The sequence below is a fragment of the Marisediminicola senii genome, assembly GCF_011057645.1.
GTDB lineage: Bacteria > Actinomycetota > Actinomycetes > Actinomycetales > Microbacteriaceae > Marisediminicola > Marisediminicola senii.
Genome location: NZ_JAALGE010000001.1, coordinates 280,344 through 303,866, shown reverse-complemented (window position 1 = coordinate 303,866; position 23,523 = coordinate 280,344). Strand labels below are relative to the sequence as shown.

The window sequence follows — 23,523 nt, the reverse complement described above, 5'->3', positions numbered from 1 at the left end:
AAAGGCACCAACCATGTCCCGCAAATTCCTCCGCTCGATCGCACTCATCGGTGCGGCCGGCGTCGTGCTGACCGGATGCGCCGGTGGCGGCGACCCGCTCGCCGGCGACGCCACCGAGGGTGACTCGGCCGACACCTCGGCCATCATTATCGGCTCCGCCAACTTCCCCGAGAGCGAACTGCTCGGCGAGATGTACGCCCAGGCCCTTGAAGCCGCTGACGTGGAGGTCGAGCGCTCGTTCGGCATCGGCGCGCGCGAGCTCTACCTCGCCGCCCTCGAAGACGGCTCGATCGACATGCTGCCCGAGTACAACGGCGCGCTGCTCGCCGCCCTCGTCGACGGCGGCGCCCCCGAGGGCGTCACCACCCCCGAGGAGGTCTACGACGCACTGGTCGAGGTCATGCCCGAGGGCATCGTGGCGCTGCCGCAGGCCGAAGCCGAAGACAAGGACACGCTGAGCGTGCTCCCCGCCACCGCCGAGGAATTCGGCCTCGAGACCATCGACGACCTCGCCCCCGTCGCCGGCGAACTGACCCTCGCCGCCGGTCCCGAGTTCGCCGAGCGCTACCAGGGCCTCGTCGGCCTCGAAGAGCTCTACGGCGTGACCTTCCAGGAGTTCACCCCGCTCGACGCCGGTGGCCCGCTCACCCTCGACGCGCTGCTCACCGAGCAGGTCGACGTGGCGAACCTCTTCTCCACCGACTCCGCGATCGAGGTCAACGACCTCGTCGCACTCGAGGACACCCAGAACCTGTTCCTCGCGCAGAACATCGTTCCGATCATCCGCGAGTCCAAGGTGACCGACGAGGTCACCGCGGCGCTCAACTCGGTCTCCGAGGTGCTCACCACCGAGAACCTTACCGAGTACCTCGCCATGGTGCAGGTCGACCGCATGTCGAGCGCCGACGTCGCCGAGGCCTTCCTCACCAAGTACGAACTGAACTAGTCACGAGCTCCATCGGCCGCAGCCGTTCGCCCATCGGGCGGGCGGCTGTTGTCGTTGGGTGATGGATGCTGCGGCGCAGCGCCTTGCGACGGCAGCAGCATCCCCACCGGCCATTAGGAAAGCGCGCCGTAGGATCAGGTCATGGAAACCCTGCTCGTGATCATCCTCGTTGCGGGCCTCGCGGCAGTGGGCGTCGCCGCGACCACCGCGATCGTCGTCTTTCGCCGCAGGGGGCGCGAGCGCCGCGCCGAGCTGGCCTCGCAGGCCGAGGCCCGGTTCGCCGAGCTCACCCGCGACGCCGGCGCCGCCCTGATGCGGGCCGACGAACGCCTGCGGCTCGCCACCGACGACCTCGAATTCGCCAAGGCCGACTTCGGCGCGAGTGCCACGACCGACTTCGATGCCGCCATTCGCGCGGCCCGGGAATCCCTCAGCGAGGCATTCCACCTCAACCAGCTGCTCAGCGACCACGTGCCCGACACCGACGCCCAGCGCGACGAGTGGACGCAGCGCATCATCGCCATGAGCGGGGCCATCGACACCGACCTCTCCCGCCAGCAGGCGTCGTTCAGCCAGCGCCGCCTCGAGGCCAAGCGCACCCCCGACCGCATCGTGGCCGTGCGCCGCGACATCGAGCGGGTGCGTTCGGCCATCCCCGCGGCAAGCGAGACGATCGACCGCCTTTCCCTGCGGTATTCGGATGCCGCGCTCGCACCCATCTCGGGCAATGCCGACCAGGCACTCCACCTCCTGGACTTCGCCGAACGCAGCGCGCAGGTCGCCGAGTCACGCCTCGGTTCCGGGCGCGACGACGAGGCCCTCGCGACCGTCGGCGCCTCCGCGGAGACCACCAGCCGCGCCGAGGGGCTGCTCGACGCCGTCGAGCGCTTCGAGGTCGAGGCGATCAGCGCCGAGGCGACCCTCGCCGACATGATCGCCGAATCGCGCCAGGAGCTCGCCGTGGCCCGGGCGCTCCCGGCCGTCGAGCGTCGCAGCGGCATCGACAACGCCATCGCCGCCCTCGACCGCGCGCTGCGCGACCTGCCGGCGCGCAACGCACCCCAGGATCCGATCGGGTCACTGTCTGCCGTGCGCCAGGCCAACACCGCCCTCGACGACGCCATGGCCGAGCGCGAGAACCGCGCGGAACGTGCGGCCCGCCTCCGTGCCGCATACGCGACAGCACGCGACGACGCCAGCCAGCAGATCGCCGCCGCCCGCAACATCATCAACGACTACAGCGCGCCCGTCGGCGCCGATGCCCGAACGCGCCTCGCCGAGGCGGAACGCGACCTCGTCACAGCCGACGACCTCCGCGACAACGACCCGGAGGCCGCGCTCTCCACGGTGCGTCGCTCGGCATCCCGCGCCTCCGAGGCGGCCAACCTCGCCCACGCCGACATCCAGCGCGCGCAGCAGCAGGCGCAGTACCAGCAACAGCAGCAATACGGCGGCGGGTACGGTCGCGGTGGATACGGCGGCGGCTATGGTCGCGGAGGCGGCGGTTCTGGCATGCTCGGCGGCGTCATCGGCGGCCTCGCGATCGGTGGCCTGCTCGAGGGACTCGGCGACATGGGAGACATGTTCGACTGAGCGGTACCCGGTACGTCCGGCAGCGGCCGGTGGATGCCGCGGCGCCGCCTCAGCGGTCCAGCAACCGCCGCAGGAACTGCCGGGTGCGCTCGTGCTGCGGGCTCACCAGCACGTCGCGGGGGTGCCCGTGCTCCACGACCCGCCCGCCGTCCATGAACACCACCTGGTCGGCCACCTGCTTCGCGAACTGCAGCTCGTGGGTGACGATGAGCATGGTCCAGCCCTCGCCGGCCAGCTCGCGGATGACGTCGAGCACGTCGCCGACGAGTTCCGGATCGAGCGACGACGTCGGCTCGTCGAACAGCAGCAGCTGTGGCTTCAGGGCCAGCGCGCGCACGATGCCGACGCGCTGCTGCTGCCCGCCGGAGAGCTCGAAGGGGTACGCGTCGCGCTTGTCGCTCAGGCCGACGCGCGCGAGCAGGGCGAGGGCGTCTGCCGTGGCATCCACTTTCGATCTCTTCTGAACCTGCACCGGGCCCTCGATCACGTTCTCGAGAACGGTCTTGTGCGGGAACAGGTTGAAGTGCTGGAACACCATTGCCGAGCGGTCGCGCAGGGCGTTGATCTCGGCGCGCGACGGCGACGCGGCGAAGTCGACGTGCACCTCGCCCGCGACGTCGGCGATACCCGCATCCGGCACCTCGAGGCCGTTGAGGGAGCGCAGCACGGTCGTCTTGCCGGAGCCCGACGGGCCGATCAGCGCGACGATCTGGCCGGGCTGCACGGTGAGGTCGATCGACTTGAGCACCTCGTTGTCGCCGAAGCGCTTGCTCAGCCCGCGAACGGTGAGGAGGGCCTGGCCGGCCGGCGACGGGTCGGCGCCCGACGGATCGGCAGCGATGGGGTCAGTGGGCGACATAGCGGTCCAGTCTCTTCTCGAGTGATCCCTGCACCGACGACAGGGCGAGGCAGATCACCCAGTAGATGACCGCGGCCTCGATGTACAGCGCCATGAATTCCTGGCTGAACGCGGCGATCTCCTGCGCGTTGCGGAACAGCTCGGTCACCAGGATGAGCGACGCGAGCGAGGTGTCCTTGACCAGGCTGATGAACGTGTTCGACAGCGGCGGCACCGACACCCGGGCGGCCTGGGGAAGGATGATGCGCACGAGGGTGCGTCCGCGGGACATGCCGATCGTGTGCCCGGCCTCCCACTGCCCCTTGGGCACCGACAGGATCGCCGCCCGGATCACCTCGGCCGCGTAGCCGCCCACGTTGAGCGAGAACGCGATGATCGCGCTCGGCCACGGGTCGACGACGAGGCCGATGGACGGCAGGCCGTAGAAGATGACGAACAGCTGCACCAGCAGCGGTGTACCCCGGATCACCGAGATGTACGCCCGGGCGATGCCCGACACCAGGCGGTTCTTCGACAGCCGCATGAGCGCCATGCCGAGCGCGATCACGAGCCCGATCGCGAACGACGAGAGCGCGAGCGGGATCGTGCCGAGGATGGCACCCTCGATCAGGGGAAGCAGAGACCGCAGCAGCAGGTCTGCAATCGGTTCTTGCATGCAGCGAGACTATTCGCTGACGTCGACCCCGAAGTACTTCTCCGAGATCTCGGCGAGGGTGCCGTCGGCGCGGAGCGTCTCGAGTGCCTCGTCGACGGCGTCGCGCAGTTCGGTGTTGCCCTTGGCGAAGGCGAACGCGTTGAGCGACGGGTCGTCCGTCTCGGCCGCGATCTTGAGCCCGGTGTCCCCCTGCTGCTGCTCGTAGTCGAGGAAGGTCAGGTTGTCATTGACGGTCGCGTCGACGCGGCCCTGCTCGAGCAGCGCGACGGCCTGCGCCCAACCCTCGACGGCCTCGACGTTGGCGCCGCTCTCGGTGGCGAGCTCGTACCAGTTGCTCGTGAGCGACTGCGCGGTGGTCTTGCCCGCGAGGTCGTCGAACGAGGTGATGTCGGTGTTGTCCTCCGGCACGACGATGACGCCGGGGCTCACGGTGTAGGGCGTTGAGAAGTCGTAGGCGGCCTCGCGCTCGTCGTTGATCGACACCTGGTTCGCGATCACGGCGAAGCGACCGGACTCGAGGCCCGCGAAGATCGCGTCCCACTGGGTCTCCTCGAACTGCGCCTCGACGCCGAGCTCGTCGGCGACGGCGGTGATGATCTCGACGTCGTAGCCGGTGAGGTCGCCCGTCCCGTCTTCGTGGAACGTGAACGGCCGGTAGGTGCCCTCGGTGCCGACGACGAGAACGCCGGACTCCTGAACGGCCGCGAGGGAGTTCGCCTCGGCGGAGCCGCCCGCCGACCCGCCGGCCGAATCATCCGCCCCACCGGCGCACCCGCTGAGCACGAGTGCGGCAGATGCGGTGATGGCGATCACGGCAGAGAGCTTGGTGGCAGAGAACGAGCTGGCGCGGCGCAATGGATGTCCTTCGTATGTGGGGAGAATGACACGGTACCCGGGCCGGCCGAACGCGGGCGCGGATGTGTCGTCGGGTTACACAACCGCCGCGGCCCCCGATTCATGCCGGATGCATAGAAGTGGATGCTGCGCCCGCCGCCACCGCTCCCGCCGGCCCCTTAACGGCCGATGGCCCCCCGCCGAAGCAGGGGGCCATCAGTCGTCACTGGCTGTCGGTGGTGAGACCGGTCAGCTGTAGGTGCCCGGCGTGAAGTCGTCGGAGCTGAAGCTGTCGAAGTCGACGAACGACAGGTCGGATTCGCTGAACGACGCGTCATCGGTGAAGATGCGGTTCGGGTAGCGCTCGGCCTTCGCCTCTTCGGTGGCCTCGACGGACACGTTGCGGTACTTCGGGAGACCGGTTCCGGCCGGGATCAGCTTTCCAATGATCACGTTCTCCTTCAGGCCCATCAGCGAGTCGGACTTGCCCTCCATGGCCGCCTGGGTCAGGACCCGGGTGGTCTCCTGGAACGACGCGGCCGACAGCCACGACTCGGTCGCGAGGGATGCCTTGGTGATACCCATGACCTCCTGGCGAGCCGACGCGGTCTTCTTGCCCTCGGTGAGTGCCGCCCGGTTGATCTCGTTGTACTTGAGACGGTCGACGAGCTCTCCGGGGAGCAGGTCGGTGTCGGCGTGGTCGACGACGGTGACCTTGCGGAGCATCTGGCGAACGATGACCTCGATGTGCTTGTCGTGGATCGGCACGCCCTGCGAACGGTAGACGCCCTGCACTCCACCGACGAGGTGCTCCTGCACCGCACGGACACCGCGAACCCGGAGGACTTCCTTCGGGTCGATCGCGCCGACGTGCAGCTGCTGGCCGAGCTCGACGTGCTCTCCGTCTTCGACGAGGAGCGTCGCGCGCTTGAGCACGGGGTAAGCGATGGCCTCGTCACCGTTGTCGGGGGTCAGGATCAGCTTGCGGCTGCGGTCCGTGTCCTCGATGGTGATGCGACCGGCGGCCTCGGCAATCGGGGACGCACCCTTGGGGGTACGAGCCTCGAACAGCTCGGTGACGCGGGGCAGACCCTGCGTGATGTCGTCGGCCGACGCGATACCACCGGTGTGGAAGGTACGCATCGTGAGCTGGGTTCCCGGCTCACCGATCGACTGGGCCGCGATGATGCCGACGGCCTCACCGATGTCGACGAGCAGTCCCGTGGCGAGCGAGCGGCCGTAGCAGGCAGCACAGACACCGACGGTCGACTCGCAGGTCAGCACGGAGCGGACCTTGGCGTGGGTGATCCCAGCCTCGATGAGCTCCTCGATCAGCACGTCGCCGACGTCGTCCCCGGCCTTGGCGATGACCGTACCCGAGGCATCCACGGCGTCCTCAGCAAGGCTGCGGGCGTAGAGGGCGCTCTCGACGTTCGGGTCGCGAACCAGTTCTCCGGATGCGTCTGCGGTCGCGACGACGAGGTTGAGGCCTCGCACCGTTCCACAGTCGTCCTCGCGGATGATGACATCCTGCGAGACGTCGACCAGACGACGGGTGAGGTACCCGGAGTCGGCCGTACGCAGCGCGGTGTCGGCGAGTCCCTTACGGGCACCGTGGGTCGCGATGAAGTACTCGGCGACTGACAGGCCTTCCCGGTAGCTCGAGATGATCGGACGCGGGATGATCTCACCCTTGGGGTTCGACACCAGTCCACGCATACCGGCGATCTGGCGAACCTGCATCCAGTTACCACGGGCACCGGAGGTGACCATGCGGTTGATGTTGTTGTTCTCCGGCATGTTCGCTTCCATCGCCGTGGCGACTTCTGCGGTGGCCTTGTTCCAGATCTCGATGAGCTCCTGGCGACGCTCGGCGTCGGTCGTGAGTCCCTTCTCGTACTGGGTCTGGACCTTGGCGGCCTGCTTCTCGTAGCTGCCGATGATCTCGCGCTTGTTCGGCGGGGTCAGAACGTCGGAGAGCGCGACGGTCACACCGGAGCGGGTGGCCCAGTAGAAACCGGCGTCCTTGATGCGGTCGAGTGCTGCGGCGACCTCCACCTTGGGGTAGCGCTCTGCGAGGTCGTTCACGATCGCCGAGAGCTGTCCCTTGTCGGCGACGGCCTCGATGAACGGGTAGTCCGACGGCAGTGCCTCGTTGAACAGTGCGCGGCCGAGCGTGGTGTCCTTGAGGAACCGCTGGCCCTGCACGAAGCCCTCCGGCGCTTCACCATCGGCGAAGTGCAGGTTATCGAGGCGGATGCGCACCTTGGCGTTGAGGTCGAGCGAGTGCTGGTCGAACGCGAGGATCGCCTCGGCGACCGACGAGAATGCACGCCCTTCGCCCTCGACGCCGTCCTTGAGCGTGGTCAGGTGGTGCAGGCCGATGATCATGTCCTGCGTGGGCAGGGTCACCGGGCGACCGTCTGACGGCTTGAGGATGTTGTTCGACGCGAGCATCAGCACGCGGGCCTCGGCCTGCGCCTCGACCGACAGCGGCAGGTGGACTGCCATCTGGTCACCGTCGAAGTCCGCGTTGAACGCGGCACACACGAGCGGGTGCAGCTGGATGGCCTTGCCCTCGACGAGCTGCGGTTCGAACGCCTGGATGCCCAGGCGGTGAAGGGTCGGTGCGCGGTTCAGCAGCACGGGGCGCTCGCGGATGATCTCCTCGAGCACGTCCCACACCTGCGGTCGTGAACGCTCGACCATACGCTTGGCGCTCTTGATGTTCTGCGCGTGGCTGAGGTCGATGAGGCGCTTGATCACGAACGGCTTGAACAGCTCGAGTGCCATCTGCTTGGGCAGGCCACACTGGTGGAGCTTGAGCTGGGGTCCGACGATGATGACCGAACGACCGGAGTAGTCGACGCGCTTTCCGAGCAGGTTCTGGCGGAAACGACCCTGCTTTCCCTTGAGCATGTCGCTCAGGGACTTGAGGGCGCGGTTACCGGTACCGGTGACGGGGCGACCACGGCGACCGTTGTCGAACAGTGCGTCGACGGCCTCCTGCAGCATGCGCTTCTCGTTGTTGACGATGATCTCGGGGGCACCGAGGTCGAGCAGTCGACGGAGGCGGTTGTTGCGGTTGATCACACGACGGTAGAGGTCGTTGAGGTCGGAGGTCGCGAAACGGCCACCGTCGAGCTGCACCATCGGGCGCAGCTCCGGCGGGATGACCGGAACGACCTCGAGCACCATCGCGGCCGGCGAGTTGCCGGTCTGCAGGAAGGAGTTGACCACGCGCAGTCGCTTGATCGCGCGGATCTTCTTCTGGCCCTTGCCCTCGGCGATCTGCAGGTGGAGCGATTCGCTCTCTGCCGCGAGGTCGAATGCCTGCAGGCGCTTCTGGATCGCCTCGGCGCCCATGAAGCCCTCGAAGTAGATGCCGAAGCGGTCCTGGAGCTCGTGGAAGACGGCGTCTTCCGGCTTCAGGTCGCCGACCTTGAGGCTGCGGAAGTCATCCCACACGCGCTCGAGGTGGGCGATCTGCTCGTCCAGGCTCTTGCGGGCCTGGCTCATCTCCTTCTCGGCGGCGTCCTTGGTGCGACGCTTCTGGTCGCTCTTGGCGCCCTCGGCCTCGAGTGCGGCGAGGTCGGTCTCGAGACGGCTCAGGCGATCCGCGATGCGGGTGTCGCGCTGGTTTTCGAGCTCCTTAATCTCGAGGCGCAGCTCGTTCTCGAGCCCTGGCATGTCCGCGTGGCGGGCATCGACGTCGACCGAGATGATCATGTACGCGGCGAAGTAGATGACCTTCTCGAGGTCCTTCGGCGCCATGTCGAGCAGGTATCCGAGGCGGCTGGGTACGCCCTTGAAGTACCAGATGTGGGTGACGGGGGCTGCGAGCTCGATGTGGCCCATGCGCTCGCGGCGAACCGCGGACTTGGTGACCTCGACGCCGCAGCGCTCACAAACGATGCCCTTGAAGCGCACCCTCTTGTACTTGCCGCACGAGCACTCCCAGTCACGGCTCGGCCCGAAGATCTGCTCTCCGAAGAGGCCGTCCTTCTCGGGCTTCAGCGTGCGGTAGTTGATGGTTTCTGGCTTCTTTACCTCGCCGTGCGACCAACGACGGATGTCGTCAGCGGTCGCAAGACCGATCTTGATTTCGTCAAACGCGTGAACGTCGAGCAATGTTTTCTTCTCTCTTTGGAACGAAAGTCTGGATCAGGCCGCGGTTAGATCTCGTCGATCGACGAGTTCTCGAACCGGGTGGAAATGTTGATTCCGAGCTCTTCCGCCGCGCGGAACACCTCGTCATCCGTGTCGCGCAGGCTGACCGTGGTTCCGTCTGCCGAGAGGACCTCGACGTTCAGGCACAGCGACTGCATTTCCTTGATCAGAACCTTGAAGCTCTCGGGGATACCGGGCTCCTGGATGTTCTCGCCCTTGACGATCGCCTCGTAGACCTTGACGCGGCCGAGGATGTCGTCGGACTTGATGGTGAGCAACTCCTGCAGTGCGTAGGCGGCGCCATAGGCCTCGAGGGCCCACACCTCCATCTCACCGAAGCGCTGTCCACCGAACTGCGCCTTACCACCCAGCGGCTGCTGCGTGATCATCGAGTACGGCCCGGTCGAACGCGCGTGGATCTTGTCGTCGACGAGGTGGTGGAGCTTGAGGATGTACATGTACCCCACGGAGACCGGCTCGGGGAACGGCTCGCCGGAGCGGCCGTCGAAGAGGCGGGTCTTACCGGTCGAGTCGATCAGGCGGTCGCCGTCACGGGTCGGGGTGGTCGAGTCGAGCAGACCTGCGATCTCTTCCTCGAGCGCACCGTCGAACACCGGGGTCGCGACCTTGGTGCCTGGGGCGGCGGAGTGCGCCTGCTCGGGAAGACGGCCTGCCCACTTCGGGCTGCCCTCGACGTTCCAGCCCTGCTTCGCGATCCACCCGAGGTGGGTCTCGAGAACCTGGCCGAAGTTCATTCGTCCGGGGATACCGAGCGGGTTCAGCACGATGTCGACCGGGGTTCCGTCCGCGAGGAACGGCATGTCTTCGACCGGCAGGATCTTCGAGATGACGCCCTTGTTGCCGTGGCGTCCGGCGAGCTTGTCGCCCTCGGTGATCTTGCGCTTCTGGGCGATGTACACGACGACGCGCTGGTTGACGCCCGAGCCGAGCTCGTCGTCGTTGTCGGCGTTGAACTCCTTGACGGCGATGATCGTGCCCTGCTCACCGTGGGGAACCTTCAGCGAGGTGTCGCGCACTTCGCGGCTCTTCTCGTTGAAGATGGCGCGCAGCAGGCGCTCCTCGGCCGACAGCTCGGTCTCGCCCTTGGGCGTGACTTTGCCGACGAGGATGTCGCCGGGGCGGACCTCGGCGCCGATGCGGATGATGCCGCGCTCGTCGAGGTCGGCCAGCAGCTCCGGGCTGACGTTGGGGAGGTCACGGGTGATCTCCTCCTTGCCGAGCTTGGTGTCGCGGGCGTCGACCTCGTACTCCTCGATGTGGATCGAGGAGAGCACGTCGTCCTTCACCAGGTTCTGGCTCAGGATGATCGCGTCTTCGAAGTTGTGGCCCTCCCACGGCATGAACGCCACGAGGAGGTTCTTGCCCAGCGCGAGCTCGCCGTTCTCCGTCGCGGGGCCGTCTGCCAGGACCTCGCCGACCTCGACGCGGTCGCCCGCGCTCACGATCACGCGGTGGTTGTAGCTGGTGCCCTGGTTGGAGCGGTCGAACTTGCGCAGGTAGTAGCTCTGCGTCCCACCCTCGTCGAGCTGCACGGTGACGACCTCGGCCGAGACCTCGGAGACGACACCCGCCTTGTCGGCGGTGAGCACGTCTCCGGCGTCGATGGCCGCGTAGCCCTCCATACCGGTTCCGACGAGCGGGCTCTCGCTGCGCAGCAGCGGAACGGCCTGGCGCTGCATGTTGGCACCCATGAGTGCGCGGTTCGCATCGTCGTGCTCGAGGAAGGGGATGAGGGATGTCGCGACAGACACCATCTGGCGCGGCGAGACGTCCATGTATCCGATGTCTTCGCCGGGGATGAGGTCGACCTCTCCACCCTTCTTCCGCGCCAGGACGCGGGCTTCGGCGAAGCGGGCGTCCTTGGTGAGGGGGGCGTTGGCCTGCGCGACGATGAATTCGTCTTCTTCGCTGGCGGTCAGGTAGTCGATGGTCTCGGTGACGACACCGTCGACGACGCGGCGGTACGGGGTCTCGATGAACCCGAACGCGTTGATGCGGGCGAACGATGCGAGCGATCCGATCAGGCCGATGTTCGGGCCTTCCGGGGTCTCGATCGGGCACATGCGGCCGTAGTGCGACGGGTGAACGTCTCGCACCTCGACGCCTGCACGCTCACGGCTCAGACCACCCGGGCCCAGCGCAGACAGGCGACGCTTGTGCGTCAGGCCAGCGAGGGGGTTGTTCTGGTCCATGAACTGGCTCAGCTGCGAGGTTCCGAAGAACTCCTTGATCGCGGCGACGACGGGGCGCACGTTGATCAGGGTCTGCGGGGTGATCGCTTCGATGTCCTGCGTGGTCATGCGCTCGCGAACGACGCGCTCCATGCGGCTGAGGCCGGTGCGCACCTGGTTCTGGATGAGCTCGCCGACCGCGCGGATACGACGGTTGCCGAAGTGGTCGATGTCGTCGATGTCGAGGCGGATGTCGACGGGCTTGCCGTCGCGAACGCCGGCGATCGTCTTCTGCTCGTCGTGCAGCGACACCAGGTACTTGATCGTGCCGATGATGTCTTCGTTGGTCAGGACCGAGTTCGACAGGTCGGCTTCGATACCGAGCTTGCGGTTGATCTTGTAACGACCGACCTTCGCGAGGTCGTAGCGCTTCGAGTTGAAGTAGAAGTTGTCGAGGAGCGCGCGGGCTGCCTCGGCGGCGACCTGCTCTCCCGGACGGAGCTTGCGGTAGATGTCCTTGAGGGCTTCATCCTTCGTCAGGATGTTGTCCTTCTCGAGGGTCAGCTCGATCGACGAGAAGCCCTTGAACTCCTCGAGGATCTCTTCGCTGGTCAGGCCGAGGGCCTTGAGGAAGACGGTGACCGACTGCTTGCGCTTGCGGTCGATGCGGACGCCCACCTGGTCGCGCTTGTCGATCTCGAACTCGAGCCATGCACCGCGGCTCGGGATGATGCGGGCGGAGTAGATGTCCTTGTCGGAGGTCTTCTCCTGCGCGCGGTCGAAGTAGACGCCGGGGCTACGCACGAGCTGCGACACGACGACACGCTCGGTGCCGTTGATGATGAACGTGCCCTTTTCGGTCATCAGGGGAAAGTCACCCATGAAGACGGTCTGGGTCTTGATCTCACCCGTGAGGTGGTTCATGAACTCGGCCTCGACGTAGAGGGGAGCGGAATAGGTCTTGCCGCGCTCCTTGCATTCGTCGATCGTGTACTTCTCGGGCTCGAGCTCGGGCTTCGCGAACGACAGCTGCATCGTCTCGCCGAGGTCCTCGATGGGGGAGATCTCTTCGAAGATCTCCTCGAGGCCGCTGCGCGATGCGAGGTCCTGGCGTCCCTGGGCCTGCGCTTCGGCGACCCGGTTCTTCCAGATGTCGTTGCCGACGAGCCAGTCGAAGCTCTCGGTCTGCAGGGCCAGAAGATCGGGTACCGTCAGGTTGTCCGTGATCTTGGCGAACGAGAGACGGGATGCCGTCCGACCGTTCTTGTGGGAATTGCTGGTGGTTGCGTTGCGAGCAGCAGCCAAGGAAATAACCTCCGGTGGGCCTCGTGGCCAGTTACAGTCGGTGTGGTGATTGCTCCATGGAATCGTCGTGGCAGAATCTGACTGCTCACGCGAGGGCCGACCGCAATATGAAGGCGTAGATCTTCCAGGAGCGCAAAGAACAAGCATAGGTCCCCAGACGCGCCGTGTCTAGTTGATCCTTGACCTGTTTCAAAATTCGGGGTATAACTCGCCGGTCACCGGCGCGGGCTATCGTCGGAGCGTGCCAGATAACCCCTCCATCGTGCTGAAATCGAGCGGATTCCTCGCCGAGATCGCCCCGGATCGCTTCGTACCGGGCAGCGTGACCCTCACCGTCGACGGAACCCCGCAGTCACACGTCAACCTCGACGACCCCAGCCAGCTGTTCTTCGAATACATCCAGCGCATCGGGCACGTGATCGACCAGTTGGGCGACAGCGGCTCCCCTATCACCGCCGTGCACCTCGGGGCTGGCGCGTTCACGTTGCCCCGCTACATCGAGGCGACCCGCCCGGGTTCCCGCCAGCAGGTGATCGAGCTCGAGAGCGACCTCGTCGATTTCGTTCGCGCCGAGATGCCGCTGCCGAAGCAGGCGTCGATCCGGGTGCGGCACGGCGACGCCCGCGAGGTGCTCGAGAAGCTGCCGCCCGGGCTCCGCGGCAGCGCCGACCTCGTCGTGGTCGACGTCTTCTCGGGGGCACGCACTCCCGCGCACGTGACCAGCCTCGAGTTCTACACCGAGGTCGCGACGCTGCTCGCGCCAGGCGGCGTCGTGGTGGTCAACGTCGCCGACGGTCCCGGCCTCGCATTCGCGCGCGGGCAGGCGGCGACGCTGCAGTGTGCCCTCGGCAACGTCGCGGCGCTGGCCGAGACGCAGATCCTCAAGAGCCGCCGGTTCGGCAACATCGTGCTGGTCGGCTCCCGGGACGAACTGCCGTTGGAGTGGATGCCACGGCTGCTGGCCGGCGGACCACACCCGTCGAAGATGGTCGCCGGTCGAGAGCTCGACGACTTCATCGCGGGCGCCCCGATCGTGACCGACGCCACCGCGATCCCGTCGCCTCCCCCGTCGAAGAACATCTTCCAGGTGCGCCGCGGCAGCTGACCGACCGCGCTGCCGGGTCGCCGACAGCTGACCGGCCGCCCAGCCGGGTCGCCGACAATGGGGTGCATGAGCACACGGGGCAACGCAACCAGGCGGCGCGGTGGGGCAACCACGGGCGCCGCCCTCCTGCTGGCCGGCACGATGGCGATCACCGGGTGCGCCGCGCAGGAGCAGGCGACACCGCTTCCGCCGGCCCCCAGCTCGCCATCCCCGAGCCCGAGCGAGCCGGGTGACTCCGCGGCTCCCGCCGAGCCCGTCCCCGCTCCTGCCCCCGATCCCGGCCCCGTGCAGCCGGTCGGCGAGCCGATCCAGGTCGCGACGGGACTCGAGACCCCGTGGTCGCTCGCTCCCCTCGACAGCGGCTCTGTGCTCATCTCCGAGCGCGACACCGGGCGCATCCTCGAACGCACCGCGGCCGGCGACCTGCGCGAGGTCGGGGTAATCGCCGACACGGTGCCCGGCGGCGAGGGCGGCCTGCTCGGCCTCGACACCCTCGTCGACGGCGACACCACGTGGCTGTACGCGTTCCACACCTCGGCGTCGGACAACCGCATCGTACGGATGCCGCTGCAGGGCGCCGCGGGAGCACTCACGCTCGGCGCGAGCGAGAACGTGCTCACCGGCATCGTCAAGGCGGGCAACCACAACGGCGGCCGCATCGCGTTCGGCCCTGATGGCATGCTCTACGCCACGACGGGAGATGCCAGCATCCGTACCAGCTCACAGGACCCTGCCTCGCTGAACGGCAAGATCCTGCGGATGACGCCGGCCGGCGCGGCCCCTGACGACAACCCCACCGCGGGGTCGCTCGTCTACTCCCTCGGGCATCGCAACCCGCAGGGCATCGCGTGGGACGACGACGGCCAGCTGTGGGCGGCCGAGTTCGGGCAGAACACCTGGGACGAGTTCAACCGCATCGAGCCGGGCGCCAACTACGGCTGGCCCGTGGTGGAGGGCGTCAGCGACGACCCCGCCTACGTGAATCCCGCGGCACAGTGGTCGACCGCCGAGGCGAGCCCGAGCGGCCTCGCCCACGTTCGCGGCACGTTCTTCCTCGCGTCGCTGCGCGGCCAGCGGGTGTGGGCGATCTACGACGGCGGCGCGACGACGGTGCCGTGGTTCCAGCAGACGTACGGCCGGATCCGGGATGTCGCGGCCGGCCCCGACGGAACGCTGTGGGTGCTCACGAGCAACACCGACGGCAACGGATCGCCTCGCGACGGCGACGACCAGGTCATCCAAGTTCAACTCGCACCGGTGCAGGGAAGATGAACCCCCGGCGGCGGGCTAATCTCGTAGGACGATGATGAGCAACACATTCCGCGAACAGACGGACGAGAAAGCCGCCCGCGCGCGCCTCGAAGAACTCGGCACCGCGCGCAGCACCGACGCCGTCGCCGAACGGGCCGAGCTGCTGCGCGTGCTCGGGCGCCTCGACGAGGCCCTGGCCACGGCGGAAGAGAGCTACCGGCTCGCCTTCTTCACGGGAGACCGCGAGATGGTCACCGAAGCCCGGCTCCGCCGCGCCCGCGTGCTGCACGACCAGGGGTCGCTCGAACGTGCGATCACCGAGGTCAAGGCGTGCCGCCAGTCGGCCCGCACCGAAGGCTGGGGCGAACTCGAATCCACCGCGCTGTTCCAGCAGGCCAGCCTGTCGGTCGACCTCGGGCGCCTCGAAGATGCCAAGACCGCCCTGGTCGAGCTGATCGAGCTGCGCACCGCGCAGCGCGCACCGCACGAGCAGTTGCAGTCGCTGAACAGCGCCCTCGAGTACATCGAGCGCGGCGCCATCGCCGAGCGCGACTAGTCCTGCCCACTCGCGTTTCATCCGGACACTGCCCGCCTATGCCGGGGTCCAGCGGCGACGTCGGTCGCCGGGCTTAGGTTCGTCGCGTGGCTGAACTAGACCGGGTGCGGCAGTGGGCAGAGGCCCTCATCGCACTGCACCTCGACACCTCATGGAGCTTTCGCTTCGACTCGGCAAAGACGCGGGCCGGGCTCTGCAACTACACCGACCGGCGCATCTCGGTGTCCCGTCACCTCGCCGCTCGCTACGCCGACGACGAGATCCACCAGGTGCTGCTGCACGAGGTGGCGCACGCCATCGCGGGGTCGCGGGCGGGGCATGGTGCCAAATGGAAATCGGTGGCGAGGGACATCGGCTACGTCGGCAGCAGACTGCACGACGGCGCGATCGCGGGTGACCTCGCTCCGTGGGTCGGGCAGTGTCCGGGCGGCCACACGCACTACCGCTACCGCCGCCCGGCGCGGCCGATGGCGTGCGGTCGATGCTCGAAGCGGTTCGACCCGGCGTTCCTGATCCACTGGACGGAACGCCAGGTCGGCCCGCACCGGCAGTCCGCTACTCGGTAGCGCCGCAACCGACTACTCGGTGACCTTTACTTCTTTCCAGAATGCGACGTACCCGCTGAAGTCCGAGCCGACGCGCTGGATGGCGGTCTCGTAGGGGGTCGGGTAGCTCCACGCGCGGTCCTGCAGGCCAGTGTCGCCGTCCTTCACCACGAAGTACTTGGCGTCGCCCTTCCACGGGCAGTTGTACTGGGTGGGCGAGTCGGAGAAGTACTCGGTGTTGACGCTGGCCGGCGGAAAGTACCAGTTGCCCTCGATCATCACGAGCTCCTCCTTCGGAGCCTCGGCGATCACGGTGCCGTTGAGTGTGGCCTTCATGGGATGCCTCCTGGGTATCGACGACGAAACGATGAACGGTAGTCAGGCCCGGCGGCGGTTCGGGCCGGGGGCCCGTGTATGTCAACCGTGCTGGTCGCCCCGCGCATTCCCCCGCGCGATGACCTCGGTGCTGGCATCCAGCTGGGCCGAATGCAGCACGTCGTCACGGCGGCCGGCCGCGGCGATCGCACGCCCGTTACCCGACGCCCCGACGAGGTGCCTGGTCGCCGACCGGAGCCCCGCGAACGCCGCCGATGCGGCCGCCGCCTCGGGTGAGCAGTGGTCGATGCCCCGCTCGGTGAGCGCGTCGATGACGGCACCGGCGGCGAGCAGGTCCTCTACCGAGACGCGGGCGCTGCCATCGGCCCTGGTGTCACCGGCGGCGATGATCGCGACGACGAACCGGTCGCCCTTCTCCGCCTGCCGCGCGAGCACCCAGTCGGCCACGGCGCTGCGGTTGCGCAGGGTCGCGGTCACCACGGTGCCCGGCAGGTCGTCGATGGATGCCGCGGCGCCGACCGCCTCGAGGGCGTCGACCCACACCGTCACGTCGACCCCGTCGCCGACGTCTGCGGCACCCGCGACTCCCCAGTCGAAACGGACCTGGTACTGGCTCTGCGAGTGCGTCGAATCCACCATTCGACAGTATCGCGTCGGCGACACGGCCCCGCCTCTCGGCTTTGCGACCCCGCAGTACCGACACTGGAGTCATGCGTGTTCTCCTCAAGCTGGTGCTCGACTGCGACGCGGACGTCGCGTGGCGCGCCATCCGCTCCCCCTCCGTTCTGAAGGAGGTGTCGTCGCCGCTGCTCGACTTTCAGTCGCTCGAGGCAGACGGCTTTCCCGAGCTCTGGCCGGAAGGTGAGCACCGGGTCGCCGTCGCCGGCCTCGGTATCGTTCCCGTCGGCGAGCAGGTCATCGCGATCAGCTACCCGCGCGATCGCATGGGCGCACGGTTGATACGCGACTCCGGTTACGGACTCTCCGGCATCTTCACCGTCACGACGCAGTGGCAGCACACCATGGCGGTCGCACCGCTGCCCGACGGACGCACCCTGTACCGCGACCAGCTCGTCTTCGACGCGGGCTACCTGTCGGCTCTGCTGTGGCCGGGCTACTGGCTGTTCTGGCAGTGGCGCGCGCTGCGCATGCGGCACCTGGCCCGCACGTGGTGACCCCGGCGTCTGCACTCGCGCTTCTCGACTGGCGGCGCCGCGTCTTCGCGATGTATGCCGAGGTTCGCCTGGCGACCGACCTGCCCGCCGCGCACGACCTGTGGCGACGAGAGCGCGACTCGCTGTTCGCCGAACATCCGTCGTCTCCCCTGCTCGCCGACGACCTCGCGGCCTTCACCGGCCTGCGCGTGCCTCCCTACGACCCCGCGTGGCGGTTCGAGGTCGAGGTGCAAGCCGCCGAGGAGAAGCACATGGACTTCGAGACCGGAACCGACGGCGTCGTGCCGTTCGACCGCATCGGGGTCGTCGACGTGCCCGGTGTCGGCGAACTCGACGTCTGGAAGATCGCGGTCTACGGCGGCGGTGTCTTCGTGCCGGTCAAGGATGCGCTGTCGCGGCTGGCCGGCGGCACCTACGGCGGCGGGCGGTATCTGCTCGACACCATCAAGGGCGCCGACCTCGGACCGGGCAGCGCCCCGCGCAGCCTCGTGCTCGACTTCAACTTCGCCTACAACCCGTCGTGCGCGTACGACCCGGCGTGGGCGTGTCCGCTCGCGCAGCCCGGCAGCACCGTCGCGGTCGAGATCCCGGTCGGCGAACGGTACGGGTCTCCGCAGCACTGACCGTGCAGCGCACGGAGCGCTGCTATGGTTGAAGGACTCGTGTGCCTGATTCAGGGCACCGTGCGTCGTGGAACACCACTTCTTCTCATCGGGTCGATGCCCCAGGCATCTCCGGTTCGTAGACGATTTCTAGCGGCGAACGGATGTGGCTGTCGCCACCTTCGCCATCCCACCACTGACGGTCCTAGTTGCGGTATTGCCGCGAGACCTCATGGTTCTGCCCGAAAGGCACCCCTTGTCTGAAACAACATTCGCCGCGCTCGGCGTACCGGCACCCCTGGTCGCCGCTCTCACCAAGTCCGGCATCGACTCGCCGTTCCCCATCCAGCAGGACACCCTGCCAGACACCCTCGCCGGGCGCGACGTGCTCGGTCGCGGAAAGACCGGCTCCGGCAAGACCCTCGCGTTCTCCATTCCGATCGTCGCCCGCCTCGGTGGCAAGCTCGCCGGCGGCCAGCGCCGCACCGGTCGCCCCCTCGCCCTCGTGCTCGCCCCGACCCGCGAGCTCGCCACGCAGATCTCGACCGCGATGGAGCCCCTCGCCTCGGCATACGGCCTCAAGATCACCACGATCTTCGGTGGTGTCTCGCAGCAGCGCCAGGTCGCGGCCCTCAAGAGCGGCATCGACATCATCGTCGCCTGCCCAGGACGCCTCGAAGACCTCATGAAGCAGGGCATCGTGTCGCTCGACGCGATCGAGATCACCGTGCTCGACGAGGCCGACCACATGGCGGACCTCGGGTTCCTGCCCGTCGTCACCCGCATCCTCGACAAGACCCCGAACAGCGGACAGCGCATGCTGTTCTCCGCGACCCTCGACAACGGCGTGGACAAGCTCGTTCGCAAGTACCTGCACAACCAGGTGCTGCACTCGGTCGACGAGGCCACCTCGCACGTGTCGGCGATGACCCACCACGTGTTCGAGGTGGAGTCGCCCGAGGCCAAGCGCCTGCTGGTCGAGAAGCTCGCCGGTGGCACCGGCCGCCGCATCCTGTTCATGCGCACCAAGCACCACGCCAAGAAGCTGGCCAAGCAGCTCACCGACGCCGGCATCCCCGCCGTCGACCTGCACGGCAACCTGTCGCAGGTTCAGCGCGACCGCAACCTCGCGGCGTTCTCCGCGGGTACCTCCCGGGTGCTCGTGGCGACGGATGTCGCGGCCCGAGGCGTTCACGTCGACGACATCGAGCTCGTCATCCACGTCGACCCGCCCGCCGAGCACAAGGCTTACCTGCACCGCTCCGGCCGCACCGCCCGCGCGGGCAAGGAGGGCGAGGTCGTGACCCTCGTGCTCCCGACCCAGCGCAAGGACACCGCGCAGCTGCTGCGCAAGGCCGAGATCACCGTGACCCCGCAGCAGGTCACCGCGTCGTCGCCCGCCGTGACCGCGCTCGTCGGCGAGGTCGCCGCGTACGTGACGTCGGCACCCCGTGCGGCCCCGCAGGTTCAGGGCGCACCGCGCGCCGGCGGAGGACGCTCGCAGGGCGCCAACGCCCAGCGCAAGCGCGGCGCCCGCGATGGTGCCCCCGCCGGGCGTTCCGGAGGCTCGGGACGCGGAGGCCCCGCGTCGGGTGGCGCCCGCTCCGGTGGACGCTCCGCCGCGGTCGGTGGCTCGAAGAGCTTCTACAGCACGTCGTCTGGTGAGGGCGCGTCATCCACTGGGGGAAGCAGCGAGGGTCGTAACGACAACCGCGGCGGTCGCTCCGGTGGAAATGGCTCGAACGGCGGCGCGAGCCGCGCCGGTTCGGGTGGCGGACTGGTCGGAATGTCGCAGGGTGGCGGACGCCGCCGTAGCCGATAACCGCGCTGTGCGGAAGCCCCGTTCGACTTCGGTCGGGCGGGGCTTTCGCGTTGCACCGGTCACCTAGGGTTGATACGCCGCCGATAAAGGAGACCCCATGACTGAAGACAACAACCAGCGCGTGCTCGAAGAGTGGAGTGAGCGTCTCACGCAGGCCCTGCAGATCCTCGACCTCACCGTCGACAACGACCTCATCCGCCAGGTCGCCCAGAAGTCGTCGGACTCGATGGTTCCCGATGCCGGGCCGCTGGCCACCTTCTTCGTCGGATACGCCGCGGGACTCTCCAAGACCTCCGACGTCAAGTCGGGCAACGACGCGGTCAAGACCGCCGCGGAGACCGTGCTGACCCTCGCCGAGACCGGCACGAGCGACGAGGCTCCCGCCGCCGACGGCTGGACCGGCACCGCCCAGTAGCACCACAGCACCGCCCCGGGAGCATCGTCGCCGCCGGGGCGGGATGCACAAAACGAGACCGCCCTGTCGCCAGGGCGGTCTCGTTGTGGTTTGCCTGCTACTACGCGGAGGCGCCAACCATCGTCTCGGTGCTGGGCACCGCGAACTGGTTCGCGCTGCGCTCGAGCTTGACGAGCACCGCCTTCGAGACCGGCGTCTTGCTGCCCTCGGCGATGTTGTCGAGCGGCACCAGTACGTTGGCTTCGGGGTAGTAGGCGGCGGCACAGCCGCGTGAGGTCGGGTAGGACACCAGGCGGAACTGCTTGAGCACCCGGTCACGGCCGTCCTGGTACAGGCCGTGCACGTCGACGAACTCGCCGTCCTTGAGGCCGAGTTCCTTGAGGTCGTCGGGGTTCACGAAGATGACGTGACGGCCCTTCTTGATTCCGCGGTACCGGTCGTTGTGGCCGTAGATCGTGGTGTTGAACTGGTCGTGCGAGCGCATCGTCTGCAGGATGAGCGTGCCCTGCGGGCGTTCGATGTACTCGAGGTCGTTGACCGTGATCATGGCCTTGCCCAGCGGGGTACTGAACGTGCGCGAGTCGCGCGGGCCATTGGGCAGAACGAAGCCGCCCTCCTGGCGTACCTTGCGGTTGTAGTCCGTGCAGCCGTCGACGACGTTCGCGATGTGGTCGCGGATGAGGTCGTAGTTGGCCTCGAAGCCTTCCCAGTCGACCGACACCTTGTCGCCGAGCGTGGCACGGGCCATGCGCGAGACGATGGCTACTTCCGACAGGGCATTCGGCGCGACCGGCTTGACCTTGCCGTACGACGCGTGGACCGCGCAGACGGTGTCCTCGACGGTGACGAACTGTTCGCCGGACTTCTGGATGTCGATCTCGGTGCGACCCATGGTCGGCAAAATCATCGCCTCGGTACCCACGACCGCGTGCGAGCGGTTCAACTTGGTCGAGATCTGCACGGTCAGGCCGGTGTTCTGGAATGCCTCTTCGGCGGCCTGAGTGTCGGAGATGGCGCCGACCAGGTTGCCGCCGAGGGCGACGAATACCTTGATCTTGCCCTCGAGCATCTGGTGGATGGTCTCGACGGCGTCGATGCCGTGGTCGCGGGGCGGGTCGAAGTCGAATTCGCGCTGCATGGCGTCGAGGAACGCCGGCGGCATCTGCTCCCAGATACCCATGGTGCGGTCGCCCTGCACGTTGCTGTGTCCGCGGATCGGCGATGCGCCGGCACCGGGCTTGCCGATGTTGCCGCGCAGCAGGAGCAGGTTGATGATCTCCTTGATCGTGGCGACACCCTTCTTCTGCTGGGTGATGCCCATGGCCCAGGTGATGATGACCTTGTCCGACGCGAGGTAGCGGTCGGCGAGCTCATCCATGTCCTTGAGCTTCAGGCCGGTCGCCTCGAGCACGGCGTTCACGTCGAGGTTGCCGAGGTGGGTGCGCAGGTCATCGAGACCGTGGGCGTGCTTGGTGAGGAAGTCGTGGTCGAGAACGGTTCCGGGGTTCTTCGCCTCGGCGTCGAACACGCGCTTGGAGATGTACTGCAGCAGGGCCATGTCGCCGCCGCTGCGGATCTGCAGGAACTGGTCGGCTATGTCGGTACCGCGACCGATGACGCCGCGGGGCTTCTGCGGGTTCTTGTAGCGCTGGAGTCCGGCCTCGGGCAGGGGGTTCACGGCCACGATCTTGCCGCCGGCGCGCTTGCAGTCCTCGAGGGCCGTCAGCATGCGCGGGTGGTTGGTGCCGGGGTTCTGGCCCATCACGATGATCAGGTCGGCCTTGGCGTAGTCGTCGTACGCGACTGTCGCCTTGCCGATGCCGATGGTCTGGCCCATCGCCCAGCCGGATGACTCGTGGCACATGTTCGAGCAGTCGGGCATGTTGTTCGTGCCGAAGGCGCGGATGAAGGTCTGGTACGCGAAGGCAGCCTCGTTCGATGCGCGACCGCTCGTGTAGAAGGCGGATTCGTTGGGCGAGTCCATGGCGTTCAGTCGATCGCCGATGATGCGGAACGCCTCGTCCCAGCTCACCGGGCGGTAGTGGTCGTCGCCGGCGGCCTTGAACATCGGCTCGGTGAGGCGACCCTGCATGCCCAGCCAGTACTCGGAGCGGGTGAGCAGGTCGGTGATGGAGTTCTCTTCGAAGAATTCGCGGGACACGACGACGGGGGTCGCTTCCCAGGTGACGGCCTTGGCACCGTTCTCGCAGAATTCGAACGAACTGCGGTGCCCGGGGTCGGGCCACGCGCAGCTGGGGCAGTCGAAGCCGCCCTTCTGGTTCAGGTTCAGCATCGTCTTCATCGTGCGGCCGACGCCCATGTGCTCGATGGCGGGCTTCATGGAGATCACGACCGCGGGCATTCCTGCCGCCCAGTCCTTCGGCTTGCTTACTTCGATCTCGGTTTCGTCGGCCTCGTGGACGACGGGGTTCTCGCGGGTCATGATGTGGTCCGATCTATTACCTGGTCGTGCACGGTGTCGACGTGTTCCTTCATTAGTACACGCTTTGCTGCGGGGCCCCGGGAATGCGCGGCATTCTGGTGCGGCATTGACGGGGAAGAAACTGCGGGGGAGGAGGTCACTGGAGGCGTCCCACCGAGGCGAGGCCAGCGCGCAGCAGCGAGCCGCGGCCACCCTCCATCTCGGCGGCGATCGCGTCGGACGAGGCATCCGCGGGGCTCATCCAGGTGAGCTCGAGGGCGTCCTGCCGCGGTTCGCACGTGCCGGTGACCGGCACGACGTAGGCGAGGGCGACGGCGTGCTGCCGGGTGTCGGTGTATTGCGCGCCCGGGAACGGGAAGTACTCGGTGACCGTGAAGGGCGCCGCGCTGGCGGGGAGCAGCGGGAACGCCATGGGGCCGAGGTCCTTCTCGAGGTGGCGGAACAGCGCGTCGCGCAGGGTCTCGCCGTACATCACCCGGCCGGAGACCAGGGTACGGGTCATCGTTCCCGCGGCGTTGGCCCGCAGCAGGATGCCCACTTCGATGACCTGCCCGAGCCCGTCGACGCGCACCGGGATGGCTTCGACATAGAGAAGGGGGAGGCGGCGGCGCGTTTCGGCGAGTTCCTCATCGGAGAGCCAGCCTGAGTTCGGATCGGGGGTGCCTACGGAGCTCATGCTCCATTCTTACTCATGTATCCCTGCACGACCGACCCGGGGG

Annotated in this window: 19 protein-coding genes; 10 read left to right on the top strand and 9 right to left on the bottom strand. The window is 67.5% G+C overall.

The window, feature by feature from the left end; all coding sequences use genetic code 11:
• The first annotated feature begins 13 nt into the window (after positions 1–13).
• Positions 14–946, top strand: a complete 933-nt coding sequence (locus G5S38_RS01390) for an ABC transporter substrate-binding protein (protein ID WP_165063382.1) — start codon at positions 14–16, stop codon at positions 944–946.
• Positions 947–1,087: 141 nt separating this feature from the next.
• Positions 1,088–2,539 carry a hypothetical protein gene (locus G5S38_RS01385; RefSeq protein WP_165063381.1) on the top strand — a complete coding sequence of 484 codons (1,452 nt, stop codon included), beginning with the start codon at positions 1,088–1,090 and terminating at the stop codon, positions 2,537–2,539.
• Positions 2,540–2,588: 49 nt separating this feature from the next.
• Here G5S38_RS01385 and G5S38_RS01380 read toward each other — a convergent pair whose 3' ends face one another.
• From G5S38_RS01380 to rpoB, 5 genes are all read right to left on the bottom strand, one after another.
• Positions 2,589–3,398, bottom strand: coding sequence for an amino acid ABC transporter ATP-binding protein (locus tag G5S38_RS01380; RefSeq protein WP_165063380.1), 810 nt, complete (start codon positions 3,396–3,398; stop codon positions 2,589–2,591).
• Positions 3,385–4,053 carry an amino acid ABC transporter permease gene (locus G5S38_RS01375; protein WP_165063379.1) on the bottom strand — a complete coding sequence of 223 codons (669 nt, stop codon included), beginning with the start codon at positions 4,051–4,053 and terminating at the stop codon, positions 3,385–3,387. Before G5S38_RS01375 ends, G5S38_RS01380 begins: the two co-directional genes overlap by 14 nt.
• A 9-nt stretch (positions 4,054–4,062) precedes the next feature.
• The gene (locus tag G5S38_RS01370) at positions 4,063–4,908 is read right to left on the bottom strand and encodes an amino acid ABC transporter substrate-binding protein (protein ID WP_165063378.1); all 846 of its coding nucleotides are present in this window, start codon (positions 4,906–4,908) and stop codon (positions 4,063–4,065) included.
• Between the two features lie 228 nt (positions 4,909–5,136).
• Positions 5,137–9,018: a DNA-directed RNA polymerase subunit beta' gene (locus tag G5S38_RS01365; RefSeq protein WP_165063377.1), complete on the bottom strand. Its 3,882-nt coding sequence runs from the start codon at positions 9,016–9,018 to the stop codon at positions 5,137–5,139.
• A 44-nt stretch (positions 9,019–9,062) separates the two neighbouring features.
• Complete coding sequence (gene rpoB / locus G5S38_RS01360) at positions 9,063–12,554, bottom strand: DNA-directed RNA polymerase subunit beta (RefSeq protein ID WP_165063376.1); 3,492 nt, start codon at positions 12,552–12,554, stop codon at positions 9,063–9,065.
• A gap of 241 nt (positions 12,555–12,795) precedes the next feature.
• Between rpoB and G5S38_RS01355 the strand changes: the two genes are divergently transcribed.
• The 4 genes from G5S38_RS01355 (at position 12,796) to G5S38_RS01340 (ending at position 16,032) form a co-directional block, all read left to right on the top strand.
• Complete coding sequence (locus tag G5S38_RS01355; protein ID WP_165063375.1) at positions 12,796–13,659, top strand: spermidine synthase; 864 nt, start codon at positions 12,796–12,798, stop codon at positions 13,657–13,659.
• Between the two features lie 66 nt (positions 13,660–13,725).
• Positions 13,726–14,931: a PQQ-dependent sugar dehydrogenase gene (locus tag G5S38_RS01350; protein ID WP_165063374.1), complete on the top strand. Its 1,206-nt coding sequence runs from the start codon at positions 13,726–13,728 to the stop codon at positions 14,929–14,931.
• A gap of 34 nt (positions 14,932–14,965) precedes the next feature.
• Positions 14,966–15,466 (top strand): hypothetical protein, encoded by a 501-nt coding sequence (locus G5S38_RS01345; RefSeq protein WP_165063373.1) that lies wholly within the window; start codon positions 14,966–14,968, stop codon positions 15,464–15,466.
• A gap of 86 nt (positions 15,467–15,552) precedes the next feature.
• The gene (locus G5S38_RS01340) at positions 15,553–16,032 is read left to right on the top strand and encodes a SprT-like domain-containing protein (protein ID WP_165063372.1); all 480 of its coding nucleotides are present in this window, start codon (positions 15,553–15,555) and stop codon (positions 16,030–16,032) included.
• A 12-nt stretch (positions 16,033–16,044) separates the two neighbouring features.
• Here G5S38_RS01340 and G5S38_RS01335 read toward each other — a convergent pair whose 3' ends face one another.
• On the bottom strand, positions 16,045–16,347 hold the full coding sequence (locus G5S38_RS01335; RefSeq protein WP_165063371.1) for a DUF427 domain-containing protein: 303 nt from the start codon (positions 16,345–16,347) through the stop codon (positions 16,045–16,047).
• An 81-nt stretch (positions 16,348–16,428) separates the two neighbouring features.
• On the bottom strand, positions 16,429–16,986 hold the full coding sequence (locus tag G5S38_RS01330; protein ID WP_165063370.1) for a 2-phosphosulfolactate phosphatase: 558 nt from the start codon (positions 16,984–16,986) through the stop codon (positions 16,429–16,431).
• A gap of 71 nt (positions 16,987–17,057) precedes the next feature.
• Between G5S38_RS01330 and G5S38_RS01325 the strand changes: the two genes are divergently transcribed.
• The 4 genes from G5S38_RS01325 (at position 17,058) to G5S38_RS01310 (ending at position 20,361) form a co-directional block, all read left to right on the top strand.
• On the top strand, positions 17,058–17,522 hold the full coding sequence (locus G5S38_RS01325) for a hypothetical protein (RefSeq protein WP_165063369.1): 465 nt from the start codon (positions 17,058–17,060) through the stop codon (positions 17,520–17,522).
• A 50-nt stretch (positions 17,523–17,572) separates the two neighbouring features.
• Complete coding sequence (locus G5S38_RS01320) at positions 17,573–18,145, top strand: DUF1684 domain-containing protein (RefSeq protein WP_165063524.1); 573 nt, start codon at positions 17,573–17,575, stop codon at positions 18,143–18,145.
• 211 nt (positions 18,146–18,356) lie between these two features.
• Positions 18,357–19,946 (top strand): DEAD/DEAH box helicase, encoded by a 1,590-nt coding sequence (locus G5S38_RS01315; protein WP_407943817.1) that lies wholly within the window; start codon positions 18,357–18,359, stop codon positions 19,944–19,946.
• Between the two features lie 97 nt (positions 19,947–20,043).
• Positions 20,044–20,361, top strand: a complete 318-nt coding sequence (locus G5S38_RS01310; protein WP_165063367.1) for a DUF6457 domain-containing protein — start codon at positions 20,044–20,046, stop codon at positions 20,359–20,361.
• A gap of 100 nt (positions 20,362–20,461) precedes the next feature.
• Here the strand turns inward: G5S38_RS01310 and G5S38_RS01305 are convergent, their stop codons facing one another.
• Complete coding sequence (locus tag G5S38_RS01305; protein ID WP_165063366.1) at positions 20,462–22,804, bottom strand: FdhF/YdeP family oxidoreductase; 2,343 nt, start codon at positions 22,802–22,804, stop codon at positions 20,462–20,464.
• Positions 22,805–22,940: 136 nt separating this feature from the next.
• On the bottom strand, positions 22,941–23,480 hold the full coding sequence (locus G5S38_RS01300; protein ID WP_165063365.1) for an NUDIX hydrolase family protein: 540 nt from the start codon (positions 23,478–23,480) through the stop codon (positions 22,941–22,943).
• Between the last annotated feature and the right edge of the window lie 43 nt (positions 23,481–23,523).